15 protein-coding genes and 1 tRNA gene are annotated in these 11,722 nt (G+C 71.5%); 13 read left to right on the forward strand and 3 right to left on the reverse strand.

What is annotated here, in order from left to right:
- Window position 1: 1 nt before the first annotated feature.
- The 9 genes from argC (at window position 2) to ASD11_RS06380 (ending at window position 8,027) form a co-directional block, all read left to right on the forward strand.
- Window positions 2-1,048: an N-acetyl-gamma-glutamyl-phosphate reductase gene (gene argC, locus ASD11_RS06340; RefSeq protein ID WP_056284732.1), complete on the forward strand. Its 1,047-nt coding sequence runs from the start codon at window positions 2-4 to the stop codon at window positions 1,046-1,048.
- Entirely contained in the window at window positions 1,045-2,208 is a 1,164-nt protein-coding gene (gene argJ, locus ASD11_RS06345; protein ID WP_056284735.1) for a bifunctional glutamate N-acetyltransferase/amino-acid acetyltransferase ArgJ, read from the forward strand. The genes argC and argJ overlap by 4 nt, the downstream gene beginning before the upstream one ends.
- Window positions 2,205-3,185, forward strand: coding sequence for an acetylglutamate kinase (argB, locus tag ASD11_RS06350; RefSeq protein ID WP_082554199.1), 981 nt, complete (start codon window positions 2,205-2,207; stop codon window positions 3,183-3,185). The genes argJ and argB overlap by 4 nt, the downstream gene beginning before the upstream one ends.
- A complete protein-coding gene (locus ASD11_RS06355) occupies window positions 3,182-4,408 on the forward strand; it encodes an acetylornithine transaminase (protein ID WP_056284737.1) in 1,227 nt (408 codons plus the stop codon). The genes argB and ASD11_RS06355 overlap by 4 nt, the downstream gene beginning before the upstream one ends.
- Window positions 4,405-5,337: an ornithine carbamoyltransferase gene (argF, locus tag ASD11_RS06360; RefSeq protein ID WP_056284739.1), complete on the forward strand. Its 933-nt coding sequence runs from the start codon at window positions 4,405-4,407 to the stop codon at window positions 5,335-5,337. Before ASD11_RS06355 ends, argF begins: the two co-directional genes overlap by 4 nt.
- Window positions 5,334-5,864: an arginine repressor gene (locus ASD11_RS06365; protein WP_056284742.1), complete on the forward strand. Its 531-nt coding sequence runs from the start codon at window positions 5,334-5,336 to the stop codon at window positions 5,862-5,864. Before argF ends, ASD11_RS06365 begins: the two co-directional genes overlap by 4 nt.
- Window positions 5,861-7,264 (forward strand): argininosuccinate lyase, encoded by a 1,404-nt coding sequence (argH, locus tag ASD11_RS06370; protein ID WP_056284744.1) that lies wholly within the window; start codon window positions 5,861-5,863, stop codon window positions 7,262-7,264. The genes ASD11_RS06365 and argH overlap by 4 nt, the downstream gene beginning before the upstream one ends.
- Window positions 7,261-7,842, forward strand: a complete 582-nt coding sequence (locus tag ASD11_RS06375) for a DNA-3-methyladenine glycosylase (RefSeq protein ID WP_056284747.1) — start codon at window positions 7,261-7,263, stop codon at window positions 7,840-7,842. The genes argH and ASD11_RS06375 overlap by 4 nt, the downstream gene beginning before the upstream one ends.
- Window positions 7,843-7,953: 111 nt before the next feature.
- Window positions 7,954-8,027: transfer RNA gene (locus tag ASD11_RS06380), tRNA-Pro, on the forward strand.
- Window positions 8,028-8,129: 102 nt separating this feature from the next.
- On the opposite strand, the gene ASD11_RS06385 is transcribed toward ASD11_RS06380, so the two are convergent.
- Window positions 8,130-8,375, reverse strand: a complete 246-nt coding sequence (locus ASD11_RS06385) for a hypothetical protein (protein WP_056284749.1) — start codon at window positions 8,373-8,375, stop codon at window positions 8,130-8,132.
- Window positions 8,376-8,439: 64 nt separating this feature from the next.
- Between ASD11_RS06385 and ASD11_RS06390 the strand changes: the two genes are divergently transcribed.
- Window positions 8,440-9,018 carry an isochorismatase family protein gene (locus ASD11_RS06390; protein ID WP_056284752.1) on the forward strand — a complete coding sequence of 193 codons (579 nt, stop codon included), beginning with the start codon at window positions 8,440-8,442 and terminating at the stop codon, window positions 9,016-9,018.
- A 92-nt stretch (window positions 9,019-9,110) separates the two neighbouring features.
- Entirely contained in the window at window positions 9,111-9,572 is a 462-nt protein-coding gene (locus ASD11_RS06395; RefSeq protein WP_056284754.1) for a MarR family winged helix-turn-helix transcriptional regulator, read from the forward strand.
- A gap of 2 nt (window positions 9,573-9,574) precedes the next feature.
- Here the strand turns inward: ASD11_RS06395 and ASD11_RS06400 are convergent, their stop codons facing one another.
- Window positions 9,575-10,189: a MarC family protein gene (locus ASD11_RS06400; protein ID WP_056284756.1), complete on the reverse strand. Its 615-nt coding sequence runs from the start codon at window positions 10,187-10,189 to the stop codon at window positions 9,575-9,577.
- Window positions 10,190-10,212: 23 nt separating this feature from the next.
- Here ASD11_RS06400 and ASD11_RS06405 point away from each other — a divergent pair, with 23 nt between their 5' ends.
- Both ASD11_RS06405 and ASD11_RS06410 read left to right on the forward strand, forming a co-directional pair.
- Window positions 10,213-10,971, forward strand: a complete 759-nt coding sequence (locus tag ASD11_RS06405) for an inositol monophosphatase family protein (protein ID WP_156464615.1) — start codon at window positions 10,213-10,215, stop codon at window positions 10,969-10,971.
- Window positions 10,968-11,369 (forward strand): NUDIX hydrolase, encoded by a 402-nt coding sequence (locus tag ASD11_RS06410; protein WP_056284760.1) that lies wholly within the window; start codon window positions 10,968-10,970, stop codon window positions 11,367-11,369. The genes ASD11_RS06405 and ASD11_RS06410 overlap by 4 nt, the downstream gene beginning before the upstream one ends.
- Here the strand turns inward: ASD11_RS06410 and ASD11_RS06415 are convergent.
- Window positions 11,350-11,718: an RNA-binding S4 domain-containing protein gene (locus ASD11_RS06415; protein ID WP_056284761.1), complete on the reverse strand. Its 369-nt coding sequence runs from the start codon at window positions 11,716-11,718 to the stop codon at window positions 11,350-11,352. The two genes, ASD11_RS06410 and ASD11_RS06415, sit on opposite strands and share 20 nt — an antisense overlap.
- Window positions 11,719-11,722 lie beyond the last annotated feature (4 nt).

The following is an 11,722-nucleotide window of genomic DNA, read 5'->3' on the forward strand; positions in this document are numbered from 1 at the left end:
CATGACGACCTTCACAGCAGCGGTGGCCGGCGCCAGCGGGTACGCCGGCGGCGAGGTGCTGCGCCTGCTCAGCAACCACCCGAACATCCAGATCGGCGCGGTCACCGCGGCGTCGAGCGCGGGCTCGCGTCTCGGCGAGCACCAGCCGCACCTGGTGGGCCTCGCCGACCGCATCATCGAGCCCACCGACGCCTCCACGCTCGGCGGCCACGACATCGTCTTCCTCGGTCTGCCGCACGGGGAGTCCGGCAAGGTCGCGGCGGCGCTCGGCGACGACGTCGTCGTCATCGACTGCGGTGCCGACCACCGGCTCGAGAGCGCCGAGGACTGGGTCGCCTTCTACGGGACGGAGCACGCCGGGACGTGGCCCTACGGCCTGCCGGAGCTCGTCGTCGACGGCGCCAGGCAGCGCGACCAGCTCGAGGGCGTCCGCCGCATCGCGGTGCCGGGCTGCAACGTCACCGCCGTGACGCTCGGGCTCCAGCCCGCCGTCGAGGCCGGGATCATCGAGACGACCGACCTCGTGGCGGTGCTCGCCAACGGGTACTCCGGCGCCGGCAAGGCGGCCAAGCCGCACCTGCTCGCCTCGGAGGCGCTCGGCAGCGCCGTACCGTACGCCGTCGGCGGGTCCCACCGGCACGTCCCGGAGATCGGCCAGAACCTGCGCAAGGCCGGTGCCGACGAGGTGACCATCTCGTTCACCCCCACCCTCGTGCCCATGGCCCGCGGCATCCTCGCCACCTCCACGGCACGGCTCAGGCCGGGCGTCGACGCCGCCCGGGTCCGCGAGGTCTACGAGGCCGCCTACGGACAGGAGCCGTTCGTCCGGCTCCTTCCCGAGGGCCAGTGGCCCACCACCGCAGCCACGCTCGGGTCCAACACGGCGCACGTGCAGGTGACCGTCGACGCAGCGGTCGGCCGGCTCGTGGCCGTCAGCGCGATCGACAACCTCGTCAAGGGCACGGCCGGTGGCGCCGTCCAGTCCATGAACATCGCCCTCGGGCTTCCTGAGACCACGGGTCTCCCCACCGATGGAGTCGCACCATGACCGTCACCGCAGCCCAGGGCTTCCGGGCCGCAGGCGTCACCGCCGGGCTCAAGGCCAGCGGCACGCCCGACCTCGCCCTCGTCGTCAACGACGGACCCTCCGCCTCGGCGGCGGCGGTCTTCACGAGCAACCGGTGCAAGGCCAACCCGGTGCTGTGGAGCGAGCAGGCCATCAAGACCGGTGCGGCGCGCGCCGTCGTGCTGAACTCCGGCGGGGCCAACTGCTACACGGGACCCGAGGGCTTCCAGACCGTCCACGAGACGGCTGAGCTCACGGCACAGCTGCTCGGCATCGGTCCCATCGACGTCCAGGTCTGCTCCACCGGCCTCATCGGACTGATGAACGACCGCGACACGATCCTCGACGGCGTGCGTGCCGCCGCGGGCGAGCTGCAGGCCGACGGGGGAGAGGCGGCCGCGACGGCGATCATGACCACCGACACGGTGAGCAAGCAGGCCGTCCGCTCCGGCTCCTCGCCCGAGGGCGGTTGGACGGTCGGTGGCATGGCCAAGGGCGCGGGCATGCTCGCACCGGCGCTGGCCACGATGCTCGTCGTCATCACGACCGACGCCGTCCTTCCGTCCGACCTGCTCGACGAGGCCCTGCGGCGCGCCACCGCGCAGTCGTTCGACCGCCTCGACTCTGACGGCTGCCAGTCCACCAACGACACGGTGCTGCTCATGGCGAGCGGCGCGAGCGGCGTCTCGCCCGACCTCGACGAGTTCGCGGACACGCTCACCGAGCTGTGCCGCGACCTCGCGCTGCAGCTCCTCGCCGACGCCGAGGGCGCCGATCACGAGATCGCCATCGAGACGGTGAACGCCGCCACGGAGGCCGACGCGCTCGAGGTGGGCCGCTCGGTGGCCCGCAGCAACCTCTTCAAGTGCGCCATCTACGGCAAGGACCCCAACTGGGGCCGTGTGCTGGCGTCCATCGGCACCACCCAGGCCGCGTTCGACCCGGCCGACCTCGACGTCGCGCTCAACGGCGTGTGGGTCTGCCGCCGCAGCACGCCGGCGGAGGACCCGACGCTCGTCGACCTCGAGCAGCGGTCCGTCACCGTGACCATCGACCTCAAGGCAGGAAAGGAGGCGGCGACGATCTGGACGAACGACCTCACGCAGGCGTACGTCCACGAGAACTCCGCCTACTCGACATGAGCGAGACACCCGAGACCACCGACGTGAACGACGAGTGGAACCCCGACGACTGGAAGCGCGCCACCGACAAGGCGCACACCCTCGCCGGGGCCCTGCCGTGGCTGAAGAAGTACCACGGCAAGGTCGTCGTGGTGAAGTACGGCGGCAACGCCATGACCGACGAGTCGCTCAAGAAGGCGTTCGCCGAGGACATCGTGTTCCTGCGGCTGGCCGGCTTCAAGCCCGTGGTCGTGCACGGCGGGGGCCCGCAGATCAGCTCCATGCTGGACCGCCTCGGCATCGAGTCCGAGTTCCGTGGCGGGCTGCGCGTCACCACGCCGGAGGCCATGGAGGTCGTGCGCATGGTGCTCATGGGCCAGGTGGGGCGTGAGCTCGTGGGCCTGCTCAACCGGCACGGCGACCTCGCGGTCGGCCTCTCCGGTGAGGACGGCGGGCTGTTCACCGCCGAGAAGACCATGCCCGTCATCGACGGCGTGCCCACCGACGTCGGGCTCGTCGGCGAGGTCGTCGGCGTGCGCCCCGAGGCGGTGCTCGACCTCATCGAGGCCGGGCGCATCCCGGTCGTCTCGACCGTGGCCCCGGACAGCACGGGGCAGGTGCACAACGTCAACGCCGACACCGCGGCGGCCGCGCTCGCCGTCGCGCTCAAGGCCGAGAAGCTGCTCGTCCTCACCGACGTGGAGGGCCTCTACGCCAGCTGGCCCGAGAGTGACGACGTGATCGGCGAGATCAGTCCGGAGTCGCTCGCCGAGCTCATCCCCGGTCTCGCCAGCGGCATGATCCCCAAGATGACTGCCTGCCTCAAGGCGGTGGAGGGCGGCGTCGCCCGCGCGACCGTCGTCGACGGACGTGAGCCGCACTCGGTGCTGCTCGAGATCTTCACCGACGAGGGCGTGGGCACGCAGGTGGTGCCCGGTGCGACCACCCGGATCCGCAGCGCCCTCTACTCCACGAGCGTCTCGAAGGAGGGGTCATGAGCGAGCAGCAGAGGTCGCAGCTCCCGTTCGCGGCGCAGGGTCGCAAGACCAGCGGTCAGGAGTGGACCGAGCGGTACCGCGGTGCTCTCATGAACACCTTCGGCGACCCCCAGCGGGTGCTGGTGCGCGGCGAGGGCTCCACGGTCTGGGACGTCGACGGCAACCACTACCTCGACCTGCTCGCCGGCATCGCTGTGAACGCGCTGGGCCATGCCCACCCCGCGATCGTCGAGGCGGTCACCACGCAGCTCGGCTCCCTGGGTCACATCTCCAACTTCTTCACGTCGGAGCCCCAGGTGCGGCTCGCCGAGAAGCTGGCCGAGCTCGTCGCTCCCGAGCACGAGGTGCGGACCTTCTTCTCCAACTCCGGCTCCGAGGCGAACGAGGCCGCGCTCAAGGCGACCCGCCGCACCGGTCGCACCACGGTCGTCGTGGCCGAGGGCAGCTTCCACGGCCGCACGATGGGCGCGCTGTCGCTCACGTCCAAGGCCGCCTACCGAGAGCCGTTCGAGCCGCTGCCCGGACACGTCCGGTGGGTGCCGTACGGCGACGTCGAGGCGCTCACCGCTGCCGTCGACGAGACCGTCGCAGCCGTCGTGCTGGAGCCCATCCAAGGCGAGGCCGGGGTGGTCGACGCGCCCGAGGGCTACCTGCAGGCCGCGCGAAGCCTCACCACGGAGCACGGCGCGCTGCTCTGGATCGACGAGGTCCAGACGGGTGTCGGACGCACGGGGGACTGGTTCGGCTTCCAGGCATCGGGCATCACGCCCGACCTCGTGACCCTCGCCAAGGGGCTCGGCGGGGGCATCCCCATCGGTGCCTGCATCGGCATCGGCGACGCCGCCACGCTGCTCCAGCCCGGCAACCACGGCACGACGTTCGGTGGCAACCCCGTGGCCACCGCGGCCGCGCTCGCCGTCATCGAGACCATCGAGTCCGAGAAGCTCCTCGACCACGTCGTGGCCAGGGGAGACCAGCTCGCCGCAGGCCTCGAGCGTCACCAGCAGGTCGTCGCCGTCACCGGTCGCGGACTGCTCCGCGGCGTCGTGCTGGCGGAGCCGCGCGCCGCGGAGGTCCAGGCCGCTGCGCTCGACGCCGGACTGATCGTCAACGCGCCCACCCCGGACCGGCTGCGGCTCGCCCCTCCGCTCATCCTCACCGAGGACGAGTCCGCGCAGGCCGTCGCCACCCTGGCGGCGATCATCTCCGAGGTGCTGTCATGACGAGCGTCCGGCACTTCCTGCGGGACGACGACCTGTCGCCCGCGGAGCAGGCCGAGGTGCTGGCCCTCGCGGCCGAGCTCAAGGCCGCGCCTTACTCCCGTCAGACGCTGGCCGGTCCGCAGAGCGTCACGGTGCTCTTCGACAAGGCCTCCACGCGTACCCGGGTGTCCTTCGCGGTCGGTGTGGCCGACCTCGGCGGGCACGCCGTCATCCTCGACGCCGGCGGCACGCAGGTCGGCCGCGGTGAGCCCATCGCCGACACCGCGCGCGTGCTGGGTCGCATGACGAACGCCATCGTCTGGCGCACCTACAGCCAGGCCGGGCTCGACGAGATGGCCGCCCACGCCGGTGTCCCGGTCGTGAACGCGCTGAGCGACGACTTCCACCCGTGCCAGATCCTGGCCGACTGGCAGACGGTCGCGGAGCACAAGGGGGCTCTCGCCGGGCTCACCGTGGCCTACCTGGGCGACGGTGCCAACAACATGGCGCACTCGTACCTCGTGGGCGGAGCGACGGCCGGGATGAACGTGCGCGTCGCGGCTCCGGAGGGCTACGAGCCTCGGGCCGACATCGTCGCCGACGCCGAGAAGATCGCGGCCGGCACGGGCGGCTCGGTCCTGGTGACCACCGATCCGGTCGAGGCCGCGACCGGCGCCGACGTCCTCATCACCGACACCTGGATCTCCATGGGCCAGGAGGAGCAGAAGGCCGCTCGGCTCGAGATCTTCGGCGCCTACTCCATCACCCAGGACATGGTCGACCTCGCGGACGACGAGGCCATCGTGATGCACTGCCTGCCCGCCTATCGAGACCTGGAGATCGCGGCGGACGTCATCGACGGACCCCGCAGCGTCGTCTGGGACGAGGCCGAGAACCGCCTCCACGCACAGAAGGCCCTCCTCGTGTGGCTCCTGGAGCGCTCGCGATGACCGAGCGTCAGCGCAGCACCGTCACCGACACCAAGGCGTCGCGGCACCAGCGGATCATCGAGCTGCTGAGCCGCCACGCGGTGCGGTCGCAGGCCGACCTCGCCGAGCTGCTCGAGGTGCAGGGCGTGCACGCCACGCCGTCCACGCTGTCGCGCGACCTCGTCGAGCTCGAGGCCGTGCGCGTCCGCCATCCCGACGGCGGGCTCGTGTACGCCGTTCCCGCTGAGGGTGGCGACCGCACGCCGCGTCCCGCCACCGACTCGGCCACCGCCCAGGCCCGGCTCGCCCGCCTCTCGCGCGAGCTCCTCGTCTCGGCCGAGGGCTCGGCCAACCTGGTGGTGCTGCGCACACCGCCCGGCGCCGCCCAGTACCTTGCCTCTGCGGTGGATCACGTGGGGACGGCCGACGTCCTCGGGTCCATCGCCGGTGACGACACCGTCATGCTGATCTGCCGCGAGGCCGACGGTGGCCCCGTCGTGGCCGAGCGCTTCCGGCGCCTGGCCGCATCCACGAAGGAGACCCTGTGACTTCCACGCCTGACGAGACCACCCGGCTCTGGGGCGGTCGCTTCGGCAGCGGGCCGTCCCCGGAGCTCACCGAGCTCAGCCGCTCCACGCACTTCGACTGGCGGCTCGCCCCCTACGACCTCGCGGGGTCGCGTGCCCACGCCAGGGTCCTCAACGCCGCCGGCCTGCTGAGCGACGACGACCTCATCGCCATGATCGCCGGGATCGACGAGCTCGAGGTGGACGTCGAGAACGGCTCCTTCGCCGCGCAGCCCGACGACGAGGACGTCCACACCGCGCTCGAGCGCGGACTGGTGGAGCGCCTCGGAGCCGAGCTCGGCGGCCGGCTGCGCGCCGGACGCTCGCGCAACGACCAGGTGGCGACCCTCTTCCGGCTCTACCTGCGGGACCACGGTCGCCAGGTGGCCCAGCTCGTCCGCGAGCTCGTCGAGTCCCTCGCAGCCCAGGCCGAGCAGCACATCGGCGTGCCCATGCCGGGCCGCACGCACCTGCAGCATGCCCAGCCGGTTCTTCTCTCGCACCATTTGCTGGCTCATGCCTGGCCGCTCGTGCGCGACCTCGACCGCCTCGCCCAGTGGGACGAGCGGGTCGCTGCGGACTCTCCGTACGGCTCGGGCGCCCTCGCGGGATCCTCGCTCGGCCTCGACCCGGAGAAGGTCGCCGCCGACCTCGGCTTCACCGGCTCCACGCCCAACTCCATCGACGGGACGGCCGCCCGCGACTTCGTGGCCGAGTTCGCGTACGTGACCGCGCAGATCGGCATCGACGTCTCGCGTCTCGCGGAGGAGATCATCCTCTGGAACACCAAGGAGTTCGGCTTCGTCACGCTGCACGACGGCTACTCCACGGGCTCCAGCATCATGCCGCAGAAGAAGAACCCCGACATCGCCGAGCTCGCGCGCGGCAAGTCGGGCCGCCTGATCGGCAACCTCACCGGTCTGCTGGCCACCCTCAAGGCGCTGCCCCTGGCGTACAACCGCGACCTCCAGGAGGACAAGGAGCCGGTCTTCGACTCCGTCGACACCCTCGAGGTCCTGCTGCCCGCCTTCACCGGCATGGTCGCCACGCTGACGTTCCACACCGAGCGGCTCGCCGAGCTGGCGCCGCAGGGGTTCGCCCTCGCCACCGACATCGCCGAGTGGCTCGTGAAGCAGGGTGTCCCGTTCCGCATCGCGCACGAGCTCTCCGGCGCGTGCGTCCAGGCGTGCGAGCAGCGCGGCATCGAGCTGTGGGACCTGAGCGACGACGACTTCGCCGCCATCTCCCCGCACCTCACGCCCGACGTGCGCTCGGTCCTGTCAGTCGGCGGATCCATCGCGTCGCGCAACGGTCGCGGCGGCACCGCCCAGGCCCGCGTGAGCGAGCAGCTCGGCGAGCTCCGCTCCCGCCTCACCCGTTGACGTCTGAGCAGCCCGACGTCGTCGTCCGGGCGCGCTCGCTGCTCGGTCGGCACCTGCACGGTCACGACGTCACCGTCCGCATCACCGAGGTGGAGGCGTACGGGGGAGTGCTCGACCCGGCTTCCCACGCCTTCACGCGCACCGCGCGCTCGGAGATCATGTACGGCCCGCCGTGGCGCCTCTACGTCTACCGCTCGTACGGCATGCACTGGTGCGCCAACATCGTGACGGGCCCGACGGAGCAGGCCGCGGCGGTGCTCGTGCGGGCAGGCGAGGTGGTCGACGGGCTCGACGTGGCTCGCGAGCGTCGCGGGGGAGTCCCCGACGTCCGCCTGGCCCGCGGCCCCGGCAACCTGGCGCAGGCGCTGGGCATCACCGGCGCCGACCTCGGCACCCCGCTGCTGCAGGAGGGTTCGGCGGTCCGCCTCGGCCCCGAGCCCGCCACGCCACCGCCGATCACGGCCGGTCCTCGCGTGGGCGTCTCCAAGGCCGCCGACGTCCCCTGGCGCTTCTGGGTCACGGGGGACCCGACCGTCTCGGCCTACCGCCGCTCCCCCCGCGCCCACCCCGATTTGTGACCTTTCCGCGGTCAAACGGCCCTCATGACGACGACAGCGGCACACATCGCTGCGTGGGACCGGCCCGGTGCGGGGCGGAGCACCTCGTGGGATAGAGTTACCGAGGTTCATCGGGCTGTAGCGCAGCTTGGTAGCGCACCTGACTGGGGGTCAGGGGGTCGCAGGTTCAAATCCTGTCAGCCCGACCGATGGAATCACTGCAGAGCCGGGACGTTCTCACGCCGAGAGCGTCCCGGCTCTCTGCGTCTCCGGCAGTGATTCCCACGCGGAGCTCGACGGCTCAGCCCTCAGAGCTCGGCGCGGTCGTTCCGGTCGCGCTCACGGCGGATGAAGCGGAAGAACAGGATCACGAAGGCGATGGTCACCGCGAGGCGGACGAAGACCAGGACGAGCTCGCCGGACTCGGAGTCGATCACCTGGTCCAGGAGGAGCAGGAGTGCCCAGCTGGCCAGGGCGAGACCCAGCAGCATCCCGTACTGACGCCAGAAACCCGGCCGGAAGCGTTGCGACGGCTTGCGTCCCTGGTCGTCCATGCGTCCGACCGTAGTGCTCGCTCGGGCTCGTTGCGCGGCCGACACGTCCGTCTAGCCTGGACGCATGAGCAACACGAAGCGCGCACTCGTCGTCGTCGACGTCCAGAACGACTTCTGCGAGGGCGGGTCGCTGGCCGTGGAGGGAGGTCATGCCGTCGCCGCCAGGATCTCGGACTGGATCGACGAGCATCACGACGACTACGCCGCGATCGTCGCCACGAAGGACTGGCACCAGGCCGAGGGCGACAACGGAGGACACTTCGCGCTCGACGCCGAGCCGAACTTCACGACCACGTGGCCCGTGCACTGCGTGCAGGGGACCGAGGGTGCCGACTTCTCGACCCACCTCGAGACGAGCCGCATCGAGGCGGTCTTCCGCAAGGGCGACGGAATGCCGTCCTACTCGGGGTTCGAGGGCTTCGGCCCCGACGGTGAGAGCCTTGCCGACTTCCTCGGTGCTCGGGAGATCGACCAGGTCGACGTGTGCGGCATCGCCACCGACTACTGCGTGTGCGCCACGGCGCTGGACGCCCGGGGTGCTGGCTTCTCGGTGCGCCTGCTCGACGGGCTGCACGCCGGTGTGGCTGCGGAGTCCAGCGCCGCCGCCGTCGAGACGATGGCTGCGGCAGGCGTCAGGGTCTAGAACCAGCAGCGCTGAGTCAGTCTGGCCCGCCCCGGCAGCGGTGGGAACGCTTTTCCTGGATGAAACATCGTGGGCGATGTATCGTGAGGGACATGGCCACCACGCCGACCTCGGACACAGCCCGCGAGCTCACGTTGTCTGACCTGCTGTGCTTCGACCTGTACGCGACGTCGCGCCAGGTGATCGGTGTCTACCGGCCGTTGCTCGACGAGGTGGGGATGACGTACCCGCAGTTCCTCGTGCTCCTCGCGCTGTGGGAGGAGGACGAGCAGTCCATGAAGGCGCTGTCGGGCCGGGTGAACCTCGACTACGGGACCATCTCGCCGCTCGTGAAGCGCCTCGACGCCCGCGGTCTGGTCACGCGTCACCGCAACCCCGCCGACGAGCGCTCGACGATCGTCACGCTCACCGCCGAGGGCGACGCCATGCGTTCGCTCGCCCCGCGCATGGCCCAGCTCATGATCGGCTCGCTCGGCATCGACCTCGACGACCTCGTCACCCTGAGGGGCCTGCTGGCCAAGATCCGCGACGGGCTGGCGGCCTCGGGCGCCTGAGGTCAGCGTGTCACGGCGAGGACGCCGTGCGTCACGAGCTCCACGCCGATGGCCAGGATCAGGAACCCCATGATCCGCGTGAGGGCGCCGATCCCCGTCGCCCCCAGCTTCTCGACCCACGGCGTCGCGAAGCGCAGCAGCACCGCCACGACGAGCCCGAGGGCCACGGCCGCCACGACAACGGCGAGCCGCGACTCGATCCCCGGGTAACGAGCACCCAGGGCGATCACGACGCCGATGGCGCCTGGCCCGGCCACGAGCGGCAGCGCCATGGGGGAGAAGGAGACGTCCGCCTTGGTCGCGGCGTGGGCCTTCTCGGCCTCGCTGAAGTTCTCGCGCGGGACGATCATGCCGAAGCCGGAGTGCGCGACCACGAGTCCGCCGGCGATCTGCAGGGCCGGCAGGCTGATGCCGAACGCCTCGAGCACGAGCGAGCCGAGCAGCGCGAAGACCCCGAGGATGGCGGCCACGTAGATCCCGGTGAGCACGGCCTGGCGGCGCACCTGCTCGGCGGGAAGAGAGCCGGTGAGACCGGCGAAGGCCGCCAGCGCGCCGAACGGGTTGGTGATCGGGAGCAGCGCGGCGAAGGCGGCCACGGCTACGTGCAGGACGTCCATGGGCGCAGGCTAGCCTGAGGATCGTGGACGACGCCGCACTCGCAGCCCATCTCGTCACCGAGGCAGCCGCCCTCGCCGCGCGCATGCGCGACGAAGGGCTCGACGTGAGCCGCAAGACCTCGGTGTCCGACCTCGTGACCGACGCCGACAAGGCCGCCGAGGCCTTCGTCGTGGAGACCCTCCAGCGCGAGCGCCCCGACGACGGGCTGCTCGGCGAGGAGGGCACGGCCGAGGAGGGCCGCTCCGGCCGACGGTGGGTCATCGACCCGGTCGACGGGACCTACAACTTCGCTCATCGGTTGCACCACTGGTGCTCGGCGCTCGCCCTCCAGGACGGCGAGGACGTGGTCCTGGGTGCCGTCGCGCACCACGCGGACCAGCGCGTCCTCGTCGGTGGGCCGGACCTGCCGACGACGAGCAACGGAGAGGTCCTGCCACGCCTCGAGGACCGCGAGCTCGGCCAGGTCGGCGCCGCCACCTACCTGCATCCTGGGTGGGTCGGCGAGGATGCCGTCCGCACGCCCTGGCTCCGCGCTGCCACCGGTCCGGCCACGCTCCGCACCTTCGGTTCCGGCTCCATGGAGATGGTCGACGTCGCTCTCGGCCGGCTCGGGCTCTGGTACCAGCACTCCACGCCGGCGTGGGACTGGCTGCCGGGCTGTGCGCTGCTGCTCGGCGTCGGCGGCTCGGCCACGTCGGTGGAGGTCGACGGCTACCGCTGGTACGTCGCGGGGCGCCCGTCCGCCGTGGGTGGTGCGGTCGACCTGCTGGCCGGTTCGTGATCCAGGTCGTCGCGGCGCTCCTCACCGACGCGGACGGTCTGGCGGTCATGGTCCGCAAGCACGGCACGCAGCCGTTCATGCAGCCAGGTGGCAAGCCCGAGCCGGGTGAGGACCTGCTCGAGGCCCTGCGCCGAGAGCTGCGGGAGGAGCTGGGCCTCGACCTGGCTCCCGAGCGGTTCGAGGCGCTCGGACGCTTCGAGTCCGACGCCGCCAACGAGCCGGGTCACCGCCTGAGCGCCGACGTCTGGTCGGCACAGCTCATGGACGAGATGCCCGTCGCCGCAGCCGAGATCGCCGAGATGCGTCGGATCGACCCCGCGCATCCAGGGAACGTGAGCCTGGCGCCGCTCAGCAAGGACGTGCTGCTGCCGCTCCTGCTCAGCCGTCGCGTCCTCTGAGCTGCTCGAGCTTGCGTCGTTCCCGCTTGGTCGGGCGCCCGGCGCCACGGTCGCGCTGCGGCATGGAGAGCCGGATCTCCCGCGGCGGCGGGGGCGGCGAGTGGTCCTCGTAGGCCTCGCGGGCCGGGGCTGCACCCACGCGCTTGGACAGCAGACCCTTCACGATCACGACGCGTGGGCCTCCGGGCGTGGTGGCCTCGACCTTGTCGCCCACGTGCACAGCCTGCGAGGCCTTGGCCCGCTTGCCGTTCACGTGCACCTGGCCACCCTTGCAGGCCGTCGACGCGGCCGAGCGCGAGGCATAGAGACGCACCGACCACACCCAGACGTCGACGCGCACGGACTCCACGACG

Origin of the sequence: Aeromicrobium sp. Root495 (genome assembly GCF_001426755.1) — a bacterium.
In the GTDB taxonomy this organism is placed as follows: Bacteria; Actinomycetota; Actinomycetes; order Propionibacteriales; family Nocardioidaceae; genus Aeromicrobium.

Excerpts from the sequence above, each read along its gene's own strand:
- argJ (WP_056284735.1), top strand. The coding sequence starts at position 1,045 with ATGACCGTCACCGCAGCCCAGGGCTTCCGGGCCGCAGGCGTCACCGCC.
- ASD11_RS06355 (WP_056284737.1), top strand. The coding sequence starts at position 3,182 with ATGAGCGAGCAGCAGAGGTCGCAGCTCCCGTTCGCGGCGCAGGGTCGC.
- ASD11_RS06390 (WP_056284752.1), top strand. The coding sequence starts at position 8,440 with ATGAGCAACACGAAGCGCGCACTCGTCGTCGTCGACGTCCAGAACGAC.
- argB (WP_082554199.1), top strand. The coding sequence starts at position 2,205 with ATGAGCGAGACACCCGAGACCACCGACGTGAACGACGAGTGGAACCCC.
- ASD11_RS06400 (WP_056284756.1), bottom strand. The coding sequence starts at position 10,189 with ATGGACGTCCTGCACGTAGCCGTGGCCGCCTTCGCCGCGCTGCTCCCG.
- argF (WP_056284739.1), top strand. The coding sequence starts at position 4,405 with ATGACGAGCGTCCGGCACTTCCTGCGGGACGACGACCTGTCGCCCGCG.
- argC (WP_056284732.1), top strand. The coding sequence starts at position 2 with ATGACGACCTTCACAGCAGCGGTGGCCGGCGCCAGCGGGTACGCCGGC.
- ASD11_RS06385 (WP_056284749.1), bottom strand. The coding sequence starts at position 8,375 with ATGGACGACCAGGGACGCAAGCCGTCGCAACGCTTCCGGCCGGGTTTC.
- ASD11_RS06365 (WP_056284742.1), top strand. The coding sequence starts at position 5,334 with ATGACCGAGCGTCAGCGCAGCACCGTCACCGACACCAAGGCGTCGCGG.
- ASD11_RS06395 (WP_056284754.1), top strand. The coding sequence starts at position 9,111 with ATGGCCACCACGCCGACCTCGGACACAGCCCGCGAGCTCACGTTGTCT.